The organism is Mesorhizobium sp. B1-1-5, from assembly GCF_006443065.1.
GTDB lineage: Bacteria > Pseudomonadota > Alphaproteobacteria > Rhizobiales > Rhizobiaceae > Mesorhizobium.
In genome coordinates, this window is record NZ_VFWS01000036.1 from 15,757 (window position 1) to 35,000 (window position 19,244).

Genomic DNA, 19,244 nt, shown 5'->3' on the forward strand with positions numbered 1-19,244 from the left:
CGGGGACTAGCTCAAGCTTCCGATCAGTTTTTCCAGCAGTTTCGCCAGCACTTCCCGGTCCTCGCGTGTCAGGCCGGCGAGGATTTCATGCTCGTTGGCGACGTGCGCGGCAAGCGCTTCGTTGATGAGCTCGAGCCCTCTCCCGGTCAATTGCACCACCACACCGCGCCGGTCGTTGGGATGCGGCGCGCGCTGGATTAGGCCGGCCTTCTCCAGCCGGTCGAGGCGTGCGGTCATGGCGCCCGACGTCACCATCGTCGCCTCGTAAAGCTCGGTCGGCGTCAGCGCATAGGGCGCGCCGGAACGACGCAGCGTCGCCAGCACATCGAATTCGCCGGACTGTAGTCCGAAGCGGGCGAATACCGGCGCCAGGCGGTCGCGGGCGATGAGCGCCGAGACCTCGTTCAGCCGCCCGATGACGCCCATCGGCGACACGTCGAGATCCGGTCGCTCCCGTCGCCACTGCTCCATGGCCCTGCCCGCTCGATCCATATTACTCACCGCAAAGTATCTTGACATAAAGAATCTTTGCATTATCTTACTGCAGGAAGAACTGGCCGCCAAGCGGTCTCGCAGCGACAGGACGAACCAATGAGATTTCTCTGGGATTCAGCGATCTGGCTTCTGGTCGTGACGGGCGGCCTGCTGGGCATGACGCTGCCGTTCGGCAAGCTCGCCACCGCCGCCGGGGTGCCGGCCATGGTCTGGGCCTTCGTCATCTCGCTGGGCGCAGGCGGCGTGCTGTTTCTGGCGCTTCTGCTGCGCGGCGAGCGCATCCGGCTGACCCCGCATAAGCTGCGCTATTTCTTCGTCACCGCCGCGATTTCCTACGCCATTCCCAATCTTTTGATGTTCTCGGCCATCCCGCATCTCGGCGCCGGCTACACCGGCATCATGTTCACCCTGTCGCCGGTGATCACGCTGGTGTTCTCGATCGTGCTCGGTGTCAGGCGCCCCAATCTGCTCGGGGTCATCGGCATCGCCGTCGGCTTTGTCGGCGCGGCGATGGTCGCGCTGACGCGCGGCGAAGCGGGGCAGCCGGCCGACTATTTCTGGGTGACGGTCGGGCTGCTCATCCCGGTCAGCCTTGCCGCCGGTAACATCTACCGCACCGTCGACTGGCCGCAAGGCACGGGCCCGATCGAGCTGGCGGTCGGCAGTCACCTGGCGTCGGCCACGCTGCTCCTCATCGGCATTTTGACGCTTCTGGGCGGGCAAGCCTTCATTCCGCTCGGCGGCGTGCCGCTCGTGGTCGTCGGCCAGGTAGCGTCGGCCTCGGCGATGTTCGCCTTCTTCTTCCGCCTGCAGGCGGTCGGCGGCCCGGTCTATCTCAGCCAGATCGGCTATGTAGCGGCGGCCGTCGGCCTGTTCGCCGGCACGATCTTCCTCGGCGAGCACTACCAGCTTCTGACCTGGCTGGGCGCCGCCATCATCACCGTCGGCGTGTTCATCACGACCAAGGCGCAAAGCCAGGCCGGCGCGCCGGCGCCGGTCCGGGTCGAGCCGGCGGCGTTCCTTGCCGGCGCCCACTGGAGGCGTGAAGCGGGCGGGCCGGCTTGCTGCCGTTCAGACCGAAGCTTTCTCCGCCAGCACCATGTAATTGACGTCCATGTCCCTGGACTTCTGCCAGCGGTCGGCCAGCGGATGATAGATGACGCCGGTGCGGTCGACCACCGTGAGCCCGGCGGCGCCCAGCGCCTTCGCAAGCTCCTCCGGACGGACCAGCCTGCCGAACTGATGCGTGCCGCGCGGCAGCCAGCGCAGCAGATATTCGGCGCCGATGATGGCAAGGCCGAGCGCCTTCAGCGTGCGGTTGATGGTGGCGACGAACATGATGCCGCCGGGGCGGACCATCTGGCCGCATTTGGCGACGAACAGGTCGACATCGGCGACATGCTCGACCACTTCCATGTTCAGGATGACATCGAAGGTTTCGCCGGCATCGGCCAGCGCCTCGGCCGTGGTCGCGCGGTAGTCGACGCTGACGCCGGCCTCCGCCGCATGCAGCTTCGCCACTTCGATGTTGGTTGCGGATGCGTCGGCGCCGACCACTTCGGCGCCAAGCCTGGCCATCGGCTCGCACAGCAAACCGCCGCCGCAGCCGATGTCGAGGAAGCGCAGGCCATCGAAAGGCCGCGCCGCGCGCGGATCGCGGCCGAAACGGGCCGCAACCTGATCGCGGATATAGGCAAGCCGCACCGGATTGAACTTGTGCAGCGGACGGAACTTGCCGTTCGGGTTCCACCATTCGGCGGCAAGGGCAGAGAAGCGTTCCACTTCTGCGGCATCGATGGTCGATCGGCGGGGCTCTGGCATAGGCGGGTCTCCTCGAACGCCAAGAAGTCGGGGAACGCTAGGAAGTCGGGCGCGGGGGAGGGAATGTCAAGGCGGGTTTTTTTGCCGCTGGCATCAGACCGCCGGCAAGCCCAACCATGTCGACGGATCAGGCCGCGTTCTGTCAGCACCTGACAGCTTGGTTGCCGCGCTGCCGAAACAAATCGGATGGGCGAACGAAAGGCTGTCATCGACAGGGAGCGAGACCGAGACGGGAGTGTGCGAAAATGCGGATTCTGGCTTCGATCCTTTGGCAACGGCTCGACCTGGAGGGGCATGACGCTTGCCTGCTTGGCGAGACGGATGATGGCCGGACCCTCAAGGGCCATGCGCTTTTCGGCCATGACGCCGGTCCGTGCGGCCTTGCCTATGAGGTGGATTGCGACCTGAGCTGGCGTACCCGCAGGGCGCGGGTCGACGGATTTTGCGGCATGCGGGAGATGCATTATCGAATTGAACGTCTTGCCGACGGCCAGTGGCTGCTGAACGGCGCAGGCCAGGCGGAGGTTGCCGGCCTCGTCGACGTCGATCTCGGCTTCACGCCCGCCACCAACCTTCTGGCGATCCGTCGGCTCGAGCTTGGCGCCGGAATGGCGGCGCCGGCGCCGGCCGCCTACCTGGCCTTTCCTGAACTCAGGCTCTCGCGCCTCGAACAGACCTACCGGCGGCTCGACGACAGCCGATATGCTTATGCCGCGCCCGTGTACGGCTACGATGCCGTCCTGACGGTCTCGCCGGCCGGTTTCGTTCTCGACTATCCCGGCCTGTGGCGAAGCGCTGCCTGAGCCGCGAGCGCGCGACCGGCAATGTCGCGATCAACGCGACAGCGCGATCGTCGCATGGTTCATGTCGACGCTGGCCGGCTCGATCGCCTGCACGGCTTCGCTGCCGCCGATCTCTGCCATGATGCGGTCGGCCGCCGCCCCGGCCTGTTCCATGCTCTGCCAGCGCACCACATCCACCCAGCTTCCGTCCTCGCGCCGGCCGAGATGCCGGCTGAGGAAGCCCGGCTGCCGGCCAAGCCAGTCGGTGATGACGCCGTTGCTGGCGACAAAGCCGGCTTCGGCGTCGGGCTTGAGGCGGAAGGTGACGATTTCCAGGGTTTCGGTCATGAGACTCTCCAACGGGCCGTTTCGCCAGTCTTATGGCATGGTCGGCGACAAGGTTCTGTCAGTAGAGATGGTGCCGGGCCGCTCATCGCCGCGCTCGCTTGCGAAGCCTTGCTGTTTTGGCTAAGGAGGCCGCATTCCGGCGCCGGGCTTACCCGGCGTTTCCTCTCGTTCCGGGCTCGAGCCGGCTTCAGTCAAAGGCATTTCGCTTCCATGGCGCGTATCGTGATGAAATTCGGCGGAACCTCGGTCGCCGACATCGCCCGCATCCGCAATGTGGCGCGCCATGTCAAACGCGAGGTCGATGCCGGCCACGAGGTTGCCGTGGTGGTCTCGGCCATGGCCGGCAAGACCAACGAGCTGGTGGGGTGGACCCGCGAAGCCTCGCCGATGCACGATGCGCGCGAATATGACGCCGTTGTCGCGTCGGGCGAGCAGGTTACCGCCGGTCTCCTGGCGATCACGCTGCAGAACATGGGCATCCATGCACGATCCTGGCAGGGCTGGCAGATCCCGATCAAGACCGACAATGCGCATGGCGCGGCGCGCATCCTCGATATCGACGGCGCCTTCCTGATCAAGCGCTTCGGCGAGGGCCAGGTGGCCGTCATCGCCGGTTTCCAGGGCATCGGCCCGGACAACCGCATCGCGACGCTCGGCCGCGGCGGCTCCGACACCAGCGCCGTGGCGATCGCCGCCGCGGTCAAGGCCGACCGTTGCGACATCTATACCGATGTCGACGGCGTCTACACGACCGATCCTCGCATCGAGCCGAAAGCCCGTCGGCTGGCCAAGATTTCGTTCGAGGAAATGCTCGAAATGGCTTCGCTCGGCGCCAAGGTGCTGCAGGTGCGCTCGGTCGAGCTTGCCATGGTACACAGGGTGCGTACCTTCGTGCGGTCGTCCTTCGACGATCCCGACGCGTCCGGAATGGGGGATTTGCTCAATCCGCCCGGAACGCTTATTTGCGACGAGGAAGAGATCGTGGAACAGCAGGTCGTCACCGGAATTGCCTACGCCAAGGACGAAGCGCAGATCTCGCTGCGCCGCGTCGGCGACCGTCCAGGTGTTGCCGCCGGCATCTTCGGCCCGCTGGCCGAGGCCAACATCAATGTCGACATGATCGTCCAGAACATCTCCGAGGACGGCAAGTTCACCGACATGACCTTCACCGTGCCGTCCGGCGATGTCGACAAGGCGCTTGCCGTGCTGGAGAGGCTGAAACCCGATGTCGGCTACGACGTCGTCCAGTCGGAAGCCGGCATGTCGAAGGTCTCGGTCATCGGCATCGGCATGCGCAGCCACGCCGGCGTCGCCGCCACCGCCTTTAAGGCGCTCGCCGACAAGGCGATCAACATCCGCGCCATCACCACTTCCGAGATCAAAATCTCGATACTGATCGACGGTCCCTATACGGAACTTGCAGTTCGTACTTTGCATTCCGTCTACGGGCTCGATAAGCAATAGCAAGAACTGAGTCAGTTGTTGCGTGAGCGCCGGCCGCGGGAGAAACTGCGGCGGGCGAAATGCCCATTGGAGAACAAGCCGCGATGCGTGATACGGCCAGTGGCCCGCGCGTTCTGCTCAAACGGCTTCGCGAGCTCATGCAGGAGCCGCTGGAGCCGCAGGAGCGGCTCGACCGCATCGTGCGCGACATCGCCTCCAACATGGTCGCCGAAGTCTGCTCGCTCTATGTGCTGCGCGCGGATTCGGTGCTCGAGCTCTACGCCACCGAAGGTTTGAACCCCAACGCCGTCCACCTGGCGCAACTGCGGCTCGGGCAGGGCCTGGTCGGCACGATTGCCGCCAGCGCGCGACCGCTCAACCTATCCAACGCGCAGGAGCATCCGGCTTTCGCCTACCTGCCGGAAACGGGCGAAGAGATCTATAACTCCTTCCTCGGCGTGCCGGTGCTGAGGGCAGGGCGCACGCTGGGCGTGCTGGTGGTGCAGAACAAGACCATGCGCCATTACCGCGACGACGAGGTCGAGGCGCTGGAAACGACGGCGATGGTGATCGCCGAGATGATCGCCACCGGCGATCTCGCCCGCCTGACCAAGCCGGGGCTGGAGCTCGACCTGCGCCGCCCGGTGAGCTTCACCGGCCTTTCGTTCAATGAGGGTGTCGGGCTCGGCCATGTCGTGCTGCACGAGCCGCGCATCGTCGTCACCAACCTCTTCAACGAGGACAGCGAGGAGGAGGTGCGCCGGCTGCAGTCCTCACTCGGCTCGCTCCGGCTCTCCATCGACGACATGCTGGAACGGCGCGAGGTCGCGTTCGAGGGCGAGCACCGCGAGGTGCTCGAGGCCTATCGCATGTTCGCGAACGACAGCGGTTGGGTGCGGCGGCTGGAAGAGGCGATCCGCAACGGCCTGACGGCGGAAGCCGCTGTCGAAAAGGTGCAGAGCGACATGCGCGCCCGCATGCTGCACATGACCGACCCTTATCTGCGCGAGCGCATGAGCGATTTCGACGACCTTGCCAACCGGCTGCTGCGCCAGTTGATGGGACGCGGTCCGGAAGATGTCGCGGCCTCGCTGCCCAAGGACGCCATCATCGTCGCCCGCTCGATGGGCGCGGCCGAGCTGCTCGACTATCCGCGCGACAAGCTGCGCGGCCTGGTGCTGGAGGACGGCGCTGCCACCAGCCACGTCGTGATCGTCGCGCGCGCCATGGGCATTCCCGTCGCCGGACAAATGAAGGGCGCCGTTTCCATGGCGGAAAACGGCGACGCCATCATCGTCGACGGCGAAGAAGGCACCATCCATCTCAGGCCGCAATCCGACCTGGAAGCCGCCTATGCCGAAAAAGTCCGCTTCAGGGCGCGGCGGCAGGAGGTCTATCGCGAGCTGCGCAAGAAGCCGTCGCTGACCAAGGACGGGGTTCCGGTCGATCTCCTGATGAATGCGGGCCTTGCTGTCGACCTGCCGCAGCTGACCGAATCGGGCGCCGCCGGCATCGGACTGTTCCGCACCGAGCTGCAGTTCATGGTCGCCTCGACCTTCCCCCGCGCCGAGGCGCAGGAACGGCTTTACCGCGACGTGCTCGAGGCGGCGCGCGGCAAACCGGTCACCTTCCGCACCATCGACATCGGTGGCGACAAGGTGCTGCCCTATTTCAAGGGCGCGGTGCAGGAAGAGAACCCGGCGCTGGGCTGGCGGGCGATCCGGCTCACCCTCGACCGTCCCGGCCTGCTCAGGACGCAGATACGGGCGCTGCTGAAGGCCAGCGGCGGCCGCGAGCTGAAGCTGATGCTGCCGATGGTGACCGAGCTGTCGGAAATCGTGCAGGCGCGCGAGATCATCGACCGCGAGGTCCGGCATCTGTCGCGCTTTGCGCATCACCTGCCCACCAGCCTCAAGCTCGGCGCGATGCTGGAAGTGCCGTCGCTGCTGTTCCAGCTCGACGAATTGATGAAGGCGGTGGATTTCGTTTCGGTCGGCTCCAACGACCTCTTCCAGTTCGTCATGGCCGTCGATCGCGGCAACACCCAGCTCGCCGACCGCTTCGACAACCTGTCGACGCCGTTCCTGCGGGTGCTGAAGACGATCGCCGATGCCGGCGCGCGCAACGACACCCCGGTGACGCTCTGCGGCGAGCTGGCCGGCAAGCCGATCTCGGCCATGGCGCTGATCGGCCTGGGCTTCCGCTCGATCTCGATGTCGCCGGCCTCGATCGGCCCGGTCAAGGCGATGCTGACCGAGCTGCCGCTGCAGGAACTGAAGGCCTTTTTCGACGACAATCTAATGGCGCCCAGCCAGAAATTGCCGATGCGAGCCTTGCTTCAGGCCTTTGCAGACGATCGTTCGATTCCGCTCTAGATTCACGTGAGGGCGGTCTGCAAATGGCGATTTTCTGCGCTTCCGGCCTTCGCCGGCCGAAGCATTCGTGAGTGGCGCGGCAGCTAAATTAAGGCTATGGCCGGCGTAGGCCGGTGCTCATGTACCTAAATGTACATTCCGCTCCGGTTCTCGAAAATCGCCATTTTCGACTCGCCCTGACGTGAATTCAATCGAAATTCGAAGACCATGATCAACCTGCCCCGCGACCGTATGGATCAAGTCGTCAAGCGTTTCGACATGCTCGAGGCGCAGATGGCGGCCGGACCCGCCGCCGATCAATATGTGAAGATGGCTTCGGAATATGCCGACATCCAGGAGATGGTGGGCAAGATCCGGGCGCTGCGCGCCGCCGAGCAGGAGCAGGCGGACCTCGAGGCGATGCTTGCCGACAAAGCGACCGATGCCGACATGCGCGCGCTGGCCGAGGCCGACCTGCCGGAGGTCGAGAGCCGCATCGAGACGCTGCAGAAGGACATCCAGATCCTGCTTCTGCCCAAGGATGCGGCCGACGAGAGGAACGCCATCCTCGAAATCCGCGCCGGCACCGGCGGCGACGAGGCGGCCTTGTTCGCCGGTGATCTTTTTCGCATGTATGAGCGCTATGCCGCCTCGCGCGGCTGGCGCTTCGAGGTGGTATCGGCGAGCGAAGGCGAGGTCGGCGGCTACAAGGAAATTATCGCCGCGGTGTCGGGCAAGGGCGTGTTCGCGCATCTGAAGTTCGAATCCGGCGTGCACCGCGTGCAGCGCGTGCCGGAAACCGAGGCCGGCGGGCGCATCCACACCTCGGCCGCGACCGTCGCCGTGCTGCCCGAGGCCGAGGAGGTCGATATCGAAATCCGGGCGGAGGACATCCGCATAGACACGATGCGGGCCTCCGGCTCGGGCGGCCAGCACGTCAACACCACCGATTCGGCGGTTCGCATCACCCATTTGCCGACCGGCATCATGGTGGTGCAGGCGGAAAAGTCGCAGCACCAGAACCGGGCGCGCGCCATGCAGATCCTGAGGGCCAGACTCTACGATCTCGAGCGCAGCCGCGCGGATGAGGAGCGCTCGTCGTCGCGAAAATCGCAGGTCGGCTCGGGCGACCGCTCGGAGCGCATCCGCACCTACAATTTCCCGCAAGGCCGTGTCACCGACCACCGCATCAACCTCACGCTCTACAAGCTCGACCGGGTGATGATGGGCGAGTTGGACGAGATCGTCGGCGCGCTGATCGCCGACCATCAGTCGAAGCTGCTTGCCGATATGAGCCTCGATGGCTGATCGACTGCCCGCCGCGCTCGGACCGCTGCTCAGGGCAGCGCGCGAGCGTCTGGCCATAGCCGGCATCGACGATCCGGCGCTCGATTCGCGGCTGATCGTCGAGCATTTCTCGGGCACGACCCGTACCCAGGCCATCGCCGAACCGGGACAAGAGGTGGGTTCGGCGGCGCTTTCGGCCATCGAAGCGGCCCTGAGGCGTCGCGTCGCAGGCGAGCCGGTGCACCGTATCCTCGGCTGCCGCGAATTCTACGGTTTGCGCCTGTCGCTTTCGCCGGAGACGCTGGAGCCCCGGCCGGACACCGAGACGCTGGTTGACGCCGTCCTGCCCTTTGCGCGGGCGACGGCCGAGAGGCTTGGCGAATGCCGCATTCTCGATCTCGGCACGGGCACCGGCGCCATCGCGCTGGCGCTGCTCAGCGCCGTTCCGGCGGCCACCGCGACGGGCGTCGACATTTCGCTCGGCGCATTGGCGGTTGCGGCCGGAAACGCCCGGGCCCTGGGGCTCGGCGAACGCTTCAAAGCCTTGCATTCCAACTGGTTCGAAAAAGTTTCGGGCCACTACCATGTAATTGCCTCGAACCCTCCCTATATACCCAGTCGAGACATCGGAAATCTGCAGGACGAGGTCCGCGATTTCGACCCGCACCGGGCCCTCGACGGTGGTGCGGACGGTTTGGACCCCTATCGGGTCATTGCCGCTGAAGCGGCGGAATTTCTGCAAGCGCAAGGCAAGGTAGCGGTCGAGATCGGCCATACGCAGAAAAACGAGGTCACCGGAATATTCGCGGCAGCCGGCTATGTGTTAACCGGGTCACATCGCGATCTCGGCGGCAATGACAGAGTTCTGGTGTTCGAGCGTTGAAAGCCCTGATGCAGTGCGAAAAAACCGCTTGGCAATACCGGGGAATGCAGTTAGGGTCCGGCTCAACCGGATGAGACGAAGCAGGCAGTGCTCCCAGCGATTCGGTTTTCCTTGGAAATAGCTGCCTTCTTGCGCAAACGACGCCCAAGCTTCGTGCGGGAATCATCCGGCAAGTGATGTAACCGGGACAGGATGGCACGTGGCGCCAACGCAATTGATGCGGGCGATCGCCGGTGAAGAGACGAAACGGCTGGCTGCATGAGCGCCACCGTTCGTGAAGAGTTTTTCGAAAATTCACTATGAAGAGAGTCTAATGAGGCCACAACAGCAGAACAGGCGCATGCGCGGTCGCAACAACAATGGCGGCGGTGGCAACAACAACAACCGCAAGGGGCCCAACCCCCTGACCCGTAACTACGAAAGCAACGGCCCGGACGTGAAAATCCGCGGATCGGCTCAGCAGATCGCCGAGAAATACGCCACACTCGCCCGTGACGCGCAAAGCTCCGGCGACCGGGTTATGGCGGAGAACTACCTCCAGCACGCCGAGCATTACAATCGCATCATTGCCGCCGCACAGGCGCAGATGCCGATCCAGAACGCCCAGCAGAATCGCGACGATTTCGACGACGATATGGACGAAGATCGCGAGGAGTTCGACAATATCGGCAACAACGGCGCCGATGCGCCGGGCACGGCGAGCGGCTCCGGCCCGCAGCCGGTGATCGAAGGCACGCCGGCGGAACTCGCCTACAACCAGGAAAACGGCCGCGACAACAATAGCCGTCGCGACAACAACCAGCGCGACAACAATAGCCGCGACCGGCATCGTGACCGCCGCAACGGCGGCGGCCAGTATGGCCAGAACGGTCAGCGTGGCGAAAACGCCCAGCGCGGCGAGCAGGGCGGCCAGCAGTTCGACCAGCACCGCCGCAATGAGGGACAGGCGCAGCCCGAGGCGACCGGCGAGGCTGGTTCACAGGCCGAGCAGGCGCCGCAGTTCGACAGTTTCTCGCCGGCGGCCCTTGCCGCACAGGCCGAGCTCAACGAAGCCGCCCAGGACAATGGCGGCCGCCGTCCGCGGCGTCCGCGGCGTCCCCGCGGCAGCTATGCCGACCAGGCCGGTGGCGGGCAGGGCGACCAGCCGGAGGGCTCGAGCCTCGAAGGTTCCGGTCCCGACGCTGCGAACAATAGCGACGAGGTCGGCGCCAAGCCGGCCGAAGAGGCGAACCAGGCGAGGGAGCCTGCCGCCAGCGAGCCGGCACCTGTTGTCAACGAAGCCCCCGGCGAGCCCGTAGCTGCCGACGCAAACAACTGATCCAGACGCCATTTCAAGCATCGCTGACGGCGGAGAGAAATCTCCGCCGTTTTTGTATATGCGCGCCTGGGAATATTCTGCATTGATCGACATCAAGGCGTCTTGAGGGACCGTGGCCCATACACCATATCTGCGCTAAACAGGGCTCGGCTCTTTTGAGCGGGTCCGTCACCGCAATCTGATCCGGTGCCGCAAAGCGGGCCGGTGACGGAAGGAGACAGCGAATGAATCTTGAAAAATACTCGGAGCGCGTGCGCGGCTTCATCCAGTCCGCGCAGACCATGGCGCTGTCGCGCAACCACCAGCAATTCACGCCCGAACATATACTGAAGGTGCTCGTCGACGATGACGAGGGCCTCGCCGCATCCTTGATCGAGCGCGCCGGCGGCAATGTCCGCGACGTCAAGCTCGGCGTCGAGACGGCGCTCGAGGCGATGCCCAAGGTCGAAGGCGGCAACGGCCAGCTTTACCTTGCCCAGCCGCTCGCCAAGGTGTTCTCAACCGCCGAGGACTTGGCCAAGAAGGCCGGCGACAGCTTTGTTACCGTCGAGCGGCTGCTGCAGGCGCTTGTCATGGAGAAGTCGGCCAAGACCGCCGACATCCTGTCCAAGGCAGGCGTCACCGCGCAGGCGCTCAACCATGCGATCAACGACATCCGCAAGGGCCGCACCGCCGATTCGGCCAGTGCCGAGCAGGGCTATGACGCGCTGAAGAAATATGCGCGCGACCTCACCGCCGACGCCCGCGCCGGCAAGCTCGATCCGGTCATCGGCCGCGACGACGAGATCCGCCGCACCATCCAGGTGCTGTCGCGGCGCACCAAGAACAATCCCGTGCTGATCGGCGAGCCGGGCGTCGGCAAGACGGCGATTGCCGAAGGCCTGGCGCTGCGCATCGTCAATGGCGACGTGCCGGAATCGCTGAAGGACAAGCAATTGATGGCGCTCGACATGGGCGCGCTGATTGCCGGCGCCAAATATCGCGGCGAGTTCGAGGAGCGGCTGAAGGCCGTGCTCAACGAGGTAACCTCGGCCAGCGGCAACATCATCCTGTTCATCGACGAGATGCACACGCTGGTCGGCGCCGGCAAGGCGGACGGCGCGATGGACGCCTCGAACCTGTTGAAGCCCGCGCTGGCGCGCGGCGAATTGCACTGCGTCGGCGCGACCACGCTCGACGAATACCGCAAGCATGTCGAAAAGGATGCCGCGCTTGCCCGCCGTTTCCAGCCCGTCTTCGTCGACGAGCCGACGGTGGAAGACACGGTTTCGATCCTGCGCGGCCTGAAGGAGAAATACGAGCAGCACCACAAGGTGCGCATCTCCGATTCCGCGCTCGTATCGGCGGCCGCACTTTCCAATCGCTACATCGCCGACCGCTTTCTTCCCGACAAGGCGATCGACCTGGTCGACGAGGCGGCGTCCAGGCTGCGCATGCAGGTCGATTCCAAGCCTGAGGCGCTGGACGAGATCGACCGCCGCATCATGCAGCTCAAGATCGAGCGCGAGGCGCTGAAGGTCGAGAAGGACGAGGCCTCGAAGGACCGGCTTGCCCGGCTGGAGAAGGAGCTCGCCGATCTCGAGGAGGAATCGAGCGAGCTGACCACCAAGTGGCAGGCCGAAAAGCAGAAGCTTGGCCTTGCCGCCGACCTGAAGAAGCAGCTCGACGAGACGCGCAACGAACTGGCGATCGCGCAGCGCAAGGGCGAGTTCCAGCGCGCCGGCGAGCTTGCCTATGGCAAGATCCCGGAGCTCGAGAAGAAGCTCAAGGAAGCCGAGGCGCAGGACGGCAAGACCGGCATGGTGGAAGAGGTGGTCACGCCCGACCATGTCGCGCATGTCGTGTCGCGCTGGACCGGCATTCCGGTCGACAAGATGCTGGAGGGGCAACGCGAGAAGCTCTTGCGCATGGAAGACGAGATCGGCAAGCGTGTCGTCGGCCAGGGCGAAGCCGTGCAGGCGGTGTCCAAGGCAGTGCGGCGCGCCCGCGCCGGATTGCAGGATCCGAACCGGCCGATCGGCTCGTTCATGTTCCTCGGACCGACCGGCGTAGGCAAGACCGAGCTCACCAAGGCGCTGGCCAGCTTCCTGTTCGACGACGAGACGGCGCTGGTGCGTATCGACATGTCGGAGTTCATGGAGAAGCACTCCGTCGCCCGGCTGATCGGCGCGCCTCCCGGCTATGTCGGCTATGAGGAGGGCGGCGCGCTGACCGAAGCGGTGCGGCGCCGGCCGTATCAGGTCGTGCTGTTCGACGAGATCGAGAAGGCGCATCCGGACGTGTTTAACGTGCTCCTGCAGGTGCTCGACGACGGAAGGCTGACCGACGGCCAGGGCCGCACGGTCGATTTCCGCAACACGCTGATCATCATGACGTCCAATCTTGGCGCCGAGTATCTGGTCAATCTCAGCGACGACCAGGATGTCGACGCCGTGCGCGACGAGGTGATGAGCGTGGTGAAGGCCTCGTTCCGGCCGGAGTTCCTCAACCGCGTCGACGAGGTGATCCTGTTCCACCGGCTGCGCCGGCTGGACATGGACCGCATCGTCGAGATCCAGCTCAAGCGGCTGGAGAGCCTGCTTACCGACCGCAAGATCGCGCTCTCGCTGGATCACGATGCCATCGAGTGGCTGGCGTCGAAGGGCTACGATCCGGCCTATGGCGCCAGGCCGCTGAAGCGGGTGATGCAGAAGGAGCTGCAGGATCCGCTGGCGGAGAAGATCCTGCTCGGCGAGATTCTCGACGGTTCGACCGTCAAGGTCACCGCCGGCTCCGACCGGTTGAACTTCCGCTCGAAGCCGACCGTGGTGGCGACGGAAGCCGCCGCCTGATTTCGGGCGAGCTTGAATGAACGCGAAGCGCGTCGCATCGTATGGTGCGGCGCGCTTTGTTATTCCGATTCGGATGACCGCGAAGGACTCGATGAAGCTCGACGATTACAACGGCTTCTGCGCTTCATTGCCCGCCACGACGCATGTCGTTCAGTGGGGCGGCGCCCATGTCTGGAAGGTCGGCGGCAAGGTGTTCGCCATCGGCGGCTGGAACGAGGGCGGCGAGCTCTTCGTCACCTTCAAATGTTCCGAGATGGCCTATGACGTGCTGAAGGATCAGCCGGGCTGCCGGCCGGCGCCCTATCTCGCCTCGCGCGGCATGAAATGGATCCAGCGTCAGACAAGCCAAAGCATGGATGATGCGGCGCTCGAGGACTATCTGCGCGAGAGCCATCGCCTGGTCGTCCTCAAGCTGACCAGACAGGCACGCAAGGAATTGGGGCTTGCCGCAGGCTAAGGCGCGTCGCGCCGAAACGGATGTAGTCGATGCGCTTTAGCTGTTGTTTCGCATGTCGGCCCCCAGAACCGCTGCGTATTTTTGGGCAACATGCATGAGCTCATATTCCTCAAGGTACCGGAAACCCGCCATCTTCATGCCCGGTTCATGTTGGAATCTTAATTTGGCTAGCTGGTTTGCTGACGAAGATTCGCCCGCCAGAAGCCCGAGTCGACCGGAGAGCTTGACCCCCATGCTGCGCTTGATCTTTTCCCTTTCGGCACTCGCGGCCGGGCTGGTGTCTTCCAGTGCGTTCGCCATGCCGAGCGCGGATGGCGCGCAGGCTGCGCGCCCGGCTGAGCGCGGCGCGCTGATGCTGGCCCAGGAAGGCAATATCGATATCTACTACGACGCCAGGGGCAATCGGGTGCTGGTCGATGCCGACACCGGCAAGGTCATCGCCATCCAGCCGCCGGGCAGCAGGCTCGACCGCCGCGCGCTTCGCCGGCAGATGCGCATGCAGGAACTCGGCCGCGCGCCGGCCGAGGACGACGACCGCTACTATCTCGACAACCCCGACGACATGGCTCGCTTCCGCCGGCGGCAGCTCGAGGAAAATGGCCGGGTCATCCCGCCGCCGGTCGACGAATATGACCTCAACGACAATTCCGTCGATGCCTATCCGCCGGCGTCCAACAACGATGAAGGCTATGCCACCACTTATCCGGAGGCGCCGAGGTCCAACACAATCAAGCGCCAGCCGCTGAACGAGGCGTCGGTCGATCCGGAGCAGCCGGGCCATGGCGAAGTGCTCCAGACCAATCCGGATGCCCAGGCGGCACTGCCGCCGAACACTGGTGGCAAGGCCACGGTCGATCCGTCGCTGTCGCTCGGCGTGCGCCAGGACGTTGCGGCGCTGCAGGTGCTGCTCGACCGCGGCGGCGCCTCGCCGGGTGTGATCGACGGGCGTTTCGGCTCGAATGTCGACAAGGCGCTGGCCGCCTACAACGAAATAAACGGCACCAATCTGAAGTCGACCGATGCGGTCGGCATCCAGGCAGCGCTTGCCCAGTCCGGCGGCGACGCCTTCGCCTCCTATACGATCACGCCGGAGGATGCGGCCGGTCCCTACGTCGCCTCGATCCCCGAGGACTACAGCCAGAAAGCCAGGCTCGACCGTATGGGCTACACCTCGGTCACCGAAGCGCTGGCCGAGCGCTTCCACATGGACGAGACCTACCTGAAGTCGATCAACAAGGGCGTGGACTTCAATCGCCCGGGCACGATGATCAAGGTCGCCAATTTCGGCAAGCTGGTGTCGACGCCGGTGGCGCGCATCGTCGCCGACAAGACCAAGAAGGAAGTCTACGCCTACGACGCGGGCGGCAAGCTGGTCGCGGCCTACCCCGCGACGATCGGCTCGGCCGACACGCCCTCGCCGACCGGCGTCCATACGGTCTCGCGCATCGCGCTCGACCCAAACTATACCTACAATCCCAACATAAATTTCAAGCAGGGCCAGAACGACAAGATCCTGACCATCCCGCCGGGACCGAATGGTCCGGTCGGATCGGTGTGGATCGCGCTCGACAAGCCGACCTACGGCATCCACGGCACGCCCGATCCCTCCAAGATCGGCAAGACAGAGAGCCATGGCTGCGTTCGCCTGACCAACTGGGATGCGCGCGAGCTCGCCAAGGTGGTATCGCCGGGCGTCACGGTTGAGTTTGTCGGCGGATCAACAATCGCAGATGTCGGCGGGACCTCAACCGATGAGTTTACGCAGCAGTAAGGCGCGCGGCGCCGCGGCATAGATGAGCTGCACCAGCAGGATGAAGCCTATGCTGAGCAGCGGCGTGATCAGGCAAAGCGCCGCGCCGACCGCCCACAGGATCTGCGCCTTGACGATCCGCTTGTAGACGGTGCGGCGCGTTTCAGCGTCGACGTCCTCGGCGATCATGCCGTTCCTGTCGGCATACCACCAGCTTGCGTACAGCGTGGCGCCCAGCATCAGCAGGTTCAGCCAGTAGACCAATACCGCGCCCCTGAATGCCAGGAAATCGGCGAGAAGGTCGGTTGAGAAGGGCAGCAGGGCGATAAAGGCAAGGAAGCACAGGTTGAGCGTCGCGAGCCGCCGGTCCGATTTCGCGATCAGGCCATGCTGTGCCTGCTGTCCGAACCAGAAGATGGTGAGCGTGAGGAAGCTCAGCGCATAAGTCAGGAATCGCGGCGCAAGCGCCAGGATCGCGGCAAGCAATTCGCCTTCCGAATGCACCGCCTCATGCGACGGCACTCTGATCTCCAGCACGATCAAGGTCAGCGCGATGGCGAAAACGCCGTCGGTCACTCCGACGATGCGTCCGCGTCCTTCCGCCGACGGTTCGAGCGGCCGCTTCATGGCTTCCCCCTCTCACGCATGATTGCGGAACCTAGCACGCCGTTGGCGGTTTGCATCAGGATTGAGCCCACCTCGTCATCCGGCCCTGGATCAAAAAGAGAGAGCATGATGTCGTCCGAAAACCGCTTCACACTTTTCGGCATCATGCTCTGTCATCTGGTTTCAAGAAGAGGGATGCTCTGGCTTGTTGTTGCGCCCGCGCGAGAGGGCTAAGCAGGGATCCGATGTCATCCGCGAATGAAACCACTGCCGATTCGCATGCGCCCGCGCGGGCGAACGGCACGTTTTGTCCCCAGACGCAGCGAAAATTCGTGCTGGTCGCTGCGATCCTCGCCTCTGCGCTTGGCTTCATCGACGGTTCGATCCTGGCGATCGCCATGCCGGCGCTGCGCGCGGATCTCGGCGCCAGCCTGGCGCAAGCGCAGTGGATTTCCAACGCCTATGCGTTGACGCTGTCGGCGCTCATCCTGGTGGGGGGGGCTGCCGGCGACCGGTTTGGACTGCGGCGCGCCTTCGTGGCCGGGATCGCGCTGTTCGTCGCGGCCTCGCTCGCCTGCGCGCTGGCGCCCGATCCGGCTATATTGATCGCCTTCCGCGCCATCCAGGGCATCGGTGCGGCGATCATGGTGCCGGGCAGCCTGGCCATTATCGCCAAAGCCTATCCGAAGAAGGAGCGCGGCCGGGCGATCGGCATCTGGGCGGCCGCTTCGGCGCTGACCACGGCGCTCGGTCCCGTGCTGGGCGGCTTCGTGCTCTCGACTTTCGGCAATGGGGTCTGGCGCGCGATCTTTGCCATCAACCTGCCGCTTGGGCTGATCTCGATCTATCTGCTTCTGGCCAAGGTGCCGGCCGACAAGCCGACCGAAAAACGCAGCCTCGACCTTGGCGGCGCGGCGCTGGCGACGCTTGCTTTCGGCCTGCTCGCCTACGGGTTGACGGCGATGAATGCCGAAGGCGCAGGGTTGATGTCGGGCCCGGCGATCGTTGCCGGCGTGGTCCTGCTTGTTGTCTTCATCTTTTACGAGCACAGGCGGCGCGACCCGATGATCGATCTCGGCCTGTTCCGGATCAGGGCCTTTGCCGGCGCCAATCTGGCGACATTTTTCCTTTATTTCGCGTTGTCGGCCAATTTGTTCTACCTGCCGATGCTGTTGATCGCCGGCTGGAGGCTGAGCGCGGCCGAGGTCGGCTTCATCTTCGTGCCGCTGTCGGCGTCGATCGCGCTTTTGTCCGGACCGGTCGGCCAGTGGTCGGATCGCATAGGCCCGCGTTTCCCGATCGCCAGCGGCAGCATGGTCGTCGCCATCGCCTTCGCCGGCCTTGCCTCGCTTACCCATTTCGGCATCCACGATTTCTGGATCGGCACCTTTCCGCTGATGGCGCTGATGGGACTTGGCATGGCGCAGGTCGTGTCGCCGCTGTCGACCGCGGTCATGACGTCCGTCGAGGACAAGGATACCGGGGCCGCCTCCGGCATCAACAACGCGGTCTCGCGCGTCGGCGGCCTGATCGCGGTGGCGGCGATGGGCTCGCTGGCGGCCTGGGTTTACGCGCGGATGACCGGCAATGCCGCCGGGGTGCCCGGTTTCGGCGAGCCGCCCGCCTCCGGGCTAGCCGCCGATATTGAAGCGGCCAGGATTGCGGCAAGCGATTCGGCTTTCGCCGCGGTCGCGGCGATCACGGCACTGCTTTGCGTGCTGTCTTCACTCACCGCCTGGTTCACGGTTCCCGGACAGGCATCGCCCTGGCCGCAAAAGACAAACGATGAGCAAGATTAGTTCGGAAGCTGCGAATCAGTCTTGGCGCTGGCAACCTTCAGCGCGTTGCCGTCTTCCTGCTTCAGAAGATCGTCGATGCGCTCGCGCTCTTTCTTGAAGGCGACGAGATCGTCGCCCTTCAAAACCTTGCCGACCGGCAGGCGCACGCGCATCGAATCGACCTTGGTGCCGTTGACGATCAGTTCGTAGTGAAGGTGCGGGCCGGTAGAGAGGCCGGTCTGGCCGAGATAGCCGATGACCTGCCCCTGTCGGACATGAACGCCTTCCTCGATGCCTTTGGCGAAAGCGCTCTGGTGATTGTAGGAGGTCTCATAGCCATTGGCGTGGCGGATGATGATCTGCTTGCCGTAGCCGCCGGCCCAGCCGGCCTTCTCGACGACGCCGTTGCCGGCGGCGATGATCGGCGTGCCGATCGGCGCTGCCCAGTCGGTGCCGGTGTGCATCCGGACGTAGCCAAGGATCGGATGCCGGCGTGCGCCGAAGCCGGAGGTGAAGCGCCCGTTGGGCAGCGGATTGCGCAGCAGGAACTGCTTGGCGCTGCTGCCGTTCTCGTCGAAATAGTCGACGCTGCCGTCCTGCATCTGGAAGCGATAGAAATTGCGCGTTTGTCCGCCGAAGGTCGACGAGACGTAGAGAAGCTCGGAGTCGTCGGAGGCCTGGTCGTCGCCGTCGGGTTGGGAGAACAGCACTTCGAGGCGGTCGGAAGGCGAGAGCCGCGACTGGAAATCCACGTCGGAAGCGAGCAGCTTGATCAGCTTCTGCGTCATCGCTTTCGACATGCCGTAGGAATAGGCGGTGCGGTAGATGCCGTCATAGACATTGGGCAGATTGCCGCGCACCACGACGGGCTGCGAATCATCGAACGCCGTCAAAAGCTCGGGATTGGCCTCCGGCTCCTGCGCCGGCACATACTGGCCACGGTCGTCGAGCGCTATGGTGACGATGTGCGTGGTCTTGTCGTAGACGCTGGTGCGCACGACCTTGGCGATGTCGCCGCGCACCTCGAGGCCAACGCGCAGCACCGTTCCGGCCTTCAGCGCGGGGGCGTTCAAGAGCTTGGCGATGGCCTC

15 protein-coding genes and 1 pseudogene (1 of these 16 running past the window's edge) are annotated in these 19,244 nt (G+C 64.6%); 11 read left to right on the top strand and 5 right to left on the bottom strand.

What is annotated here, in order from left to right; translation table 11 throughout:
* Window positions 1-6: 6 nt before the first annotated feature.
* The gene (locus FJ980_RS14025; protein WP_140543589.1) at window positions 7-492 is read right to left on the bottom strand and encodes a MarR family transcriptional regulator; all 486 of its coding nucleotides are present in this window, start codon (window positions 490-492) and stop codon (window positions 7-9) included.
* Window positions 493-591: 99 nt separating this feature from the next.
* On the opposite strand from FJ980_RS14025, the pseudogene FJ980_RS14030 reads away from it, so the two are divergent.
* Window positions 592-1,473, top strand: a pseudogene (locus tag FJ980_RS14030) (DMT family transporter); the annotation flags it as partial.
* Window positions 1,474-1,566: 93 nt separating this feature from the next.
* Here the strand turns inward: FJ980_RS14030 and ubiG are convergent.
* Window positions 1,567-2,316, bottom strand: a complete 750-nt coding sequence (ubiG, locus tag FJ980_RS14035) for a bifunctional 2-polyprenyl-6-hydroxyphenol methylase/3-demethylubiquinol 3-O-methyltransferase UbiG (protein ID WP_140543623.1) — start codon at window positions 2,314-2,316, stop codon at window positions 1,567-1,569.
* Window positions 2,317-2,561: 245 nt separating this feature from the next.
* Here ubiG and FJ980_RS14040 point away from each other — a divergent pair, with 245 nt between their 5' ends.
* Window positions 2,562-3,119: a putative glycolipid-binding domain-containing protein gene (locus tag FJ980_RS14040; RefSeq protein WP_140543591.1), complete on the top strand. Its 558-nt coding sequence runs from the start codon at window positions 2,562-2,564 to the stop codon at window positions 3,117-3,119.
* Between the two features lie 30 nt (window positions 3,120-3,149).
* Here FJ980_RS14040 and FJ980_RS14045 read toward each other — a convergent pair whose 3' ends face one another.
* Window positions 3,150-3,446 carry a hypothetical protein gene (locus FJ980_RS14045; protein ID WP_140543593.1) on the bottom strand — a complete coding sequence of 99 codons (297 nt, stop codon included), beginning with the start codon at window positions 3,444-3,446 and terminating at the stop codon, window positions 3,150-3,152.
* A gap of 210 nt (window positions 3,447-3,656) precedes the next feature.
* Here FJ980_RS14045 and FJ980_RS14050 point away from each other — a divergent pair, with 210 nt between their 5' ends.
* The 8 genes from FJ980_RS14050 to FJ980_RS14085 all read left to right on the top strand — a co-directional run bounded on the left by FJ980_RS14050 (window position 3,657) and on the right by FJ980_RS14085 (window position 15,790).
* Window positions 3,657-4,910 carry an aspartate kinase gene (locus tag FJ980_RS14050; protein WP_140543595.1) on the top strand — a complete coding sequence of 418 codons (1,254 nt, stop codon included), beginning with the start codon at window positions 3,657-3,659 and terminating at the stop codon, window positions 4,908-4,910.
* Window positions 4,911-4,993: 83 nt separating this feature from the next.
* On the top strand, window positions 4,994-7,264 hold the full coding sequence (ptsP, locus tag FJ980_RS14055; protein WP_140543597.1) for a phosphoenolpyruvate--protein phosphotransferase: 2,271 nt from the start codon (window positions 4,994-4,996) through the stop codon (window positions 7,262-7,264).
* Window positions 7,265-7,471: 207 nt separating this feature from the next.
* Window positions 7,472-8,551: a peptide chain release factor 1 gene (prfA, locus tag FJ980_RS14060; RefSeq protein WP_140543599.1), complete on the top strand. Its 1,080-nt coding sequence runs from the start codon at window positions 7,472-7,474 to the stop codon at window positions 8,549-8,551.
* Complete coding sequence (prmC, locus tag FJ980_RS14065; RefSeq protein WP_140543601.1) at window positions 8,544-9,413, top strand: peptide chain release factor N(5)-glutamine methyltransferase; 870 nt, start codon at window positions 8,544-8,546, stop codon at window positions 9,411-9,413. The genes prfA and prmC overlap by 8 nt, the downstream gene beginning before the upstream one ends.
* Before the next feature lie 313 nt (window positions 9,414-9,726).
* Window positions 9,727-10,731, top strand: a complete 1,005-nt coding sequence (locus FJ980_RS14070; protein WP_140543603.1) for a DUF4167 domain-containing protein — start codon at window positions 9,727-9,729, stop codon at window positions 10,729-10,731.
* A gap of 224 nt (window positions 10,732-10,955) precedes the next feature.
* Window positions 10,956-13,562, top strand: coding sequence for an ATP-dependent chaperone ClpB (clpB, locus tag FJ980_RS14075; protein ID WP_140543605.1), 2,607 nt, complete (start codon window positions 10,956-10,958; stop codon window positions 13,560-13,562).
* Between the two features lie 91 nt (window positions 13,563-13,653).
* The gene (locus FJ980_RS14080; RefSeq protein WP_140543607.1) at window positions 13,654-14,019 is read left to right on the top strand and encodes an MmcQ/YjbR family DNA-binding protein; all 366 of its coding nucleotides are present in this window, start codon (window positions 13,654-13,656) and stop codon (window positions 14,017-14,019) included.
* 232 nt (window positions 14,020-14,251) lie between these two features.
* A complete protein-coding gene (locus tag FJ980_RS14085) occupies window positions 14,252-15,790 on the top strand; it encodes a L,D-transpeptidase family protein (protein WP_140543609.1) in 1,539 nt (512 codons plus the stop codon).
* Here FJ980_RS14085 and FJ980_RS14090 read toward each other — a convergent pair.
* Window positions 15,764-16,396, bottom strand: a complete 633-nt coding sequence (locus FJ980_RS14090) for a TMEM175 family protein (RefSeq protein WP_140543611.1) — start codon at window positions 16,394-16,396, stop codon at window positions 15,764-15,766. The two genes, FJ980_RS14085 and FJ980_RS14090, sit on opposite strands and share 27 nt — an antisense overlap.
* A 224-nt stretch (window positions 16,397-16,620) precedes the next feature.
* On the opposite strand from FJ980_RS14090, the gene FJ980_RS14095 reads away from it, so the two are divergent.
* Window positions 16,621-18,174, top strand: coding sequence for an MFS transporter (locus tag FJ980_RS14095; RefSeq protein WP_140543613.1), 1,554 nt, complete (start codon window positions 16,621-16,623; stop codon window positions 18,172-18,174).
* Here FJ980_RS14095 and FJ980_RS14100 read toward each other — a convergent pair.
* A protein-coding gene (locus FJ980_RS14100) for a M23 family metallopeptidase (RefSeq protein ID WP_181181199.1) crosses the window boundary here: on the bottom strand, window positions 18,171-19,244 show its 3' portion. The gene runs 906 nt beyond the window's last position; the window shows 1,074 of its 1,980 coding nt (coding positions 907-1,980); its start codon lies off the right edge, out of view — the gene reads right to left on this strand; it ends in the stop codon at window positions 18,171-18,173. The two genes, FJ980_RS14095 and FJ980_RS14100, sit on opposite strands and share 4 nt — an antisense overlap.

Coding starts and splice junctions, on each gene's coding strand:
- ptsP (WP_140543597.1), top strand. CDS start 4,994: ATGCGTGATACGGCCAGTGGCCCGCGCGTTCTGCTCAAACGGCTTCGC.
- FJ980_RS14045 (WP_140543593.1), bottom strand. CDS start 3,446: ATGACCGAAACCCTGGAAATCGTCACCTTCCGCCTCAAGCCCGACGCC.
- FJ980_RS14050 (WP_140543595.1), top strand. CDS start 3,657: ATGGCGCGTATCGTGATGAAATTCGGCGGAACCTCGGTCGCCGACATC.
- FJ980_RS14025 (WP_140543589.1), bottom strand. CDS start 492: ATGGATCGAGCGGGCAGGGCCATGGAGCAGTGGCGACGGGAGCGACCG.
- prmC (WP_140543601.1), top strand. CDS start 8,544: ATGGCTGATCGACTGCCCGCCGCGCTCGGACCGCTGCTCAGGGCAGCG.
- prfA (WP_140543599.1), top strand. CDS start 7,472: ATGATCAACCTGCCCCGCGACCGTATGGATCAAGTCGTCAAGCGTTTC.
- FJ980_RS14070 (WP_140543603.1), top strand. CDS start 9,727: ATGAGGCCACAACAGCAGAACAGGCGCATGCGCGGTCGCAACAACAAT.
- FJ980_RS14040 (WP_140543591.1), top strand. CDS start 2,562: ATGCGGATTCTGGCTTCGATCCTTTGGCAACGGCTCGACCTGGAGGGG.
- FJ980_RS14095 (WP_140543613.1), top strand. CDS start 16,621: ATGTCATCCGCGAATGAAACCACTGCCGATTCGCATGCGCCCGCGCGG.
- ubiG (WP_140543623.1), bottom strand. CDS start 2,316: ATGCCAGAGCCCCGCCGATCGACCATCGATGCCGCAGAAGTGGAACGC.
- FJ980_RS14090 (WP_140543611.1), bottom strand. CDS start 16,396: ATGAAGCGGCCGCTCGAACCGTCGGCGGAAGGACGCGGACGCATCGTC.
- FJ980_RS14085 (WP_140543609.1), top strand. CDS start 14,252: ATGCTGCGCTTGATCTTTTCCCTTTCGGCACTCGCGGCCGGGCTGGTG.
- FJ980_RS14080 (WP_140543607.1), top strand. CDS start 13,654: ATGAAGCTCGACGATTACAACGGCTTCTGCGCTTCATTGCCCGCCACG.
- clpB (WP_140543605.1), top strand. CDS start 10,956: ATGAATCTTGAAAAATACTCGGAGCGCGTGCGCGGCTTCATCCAGTCC.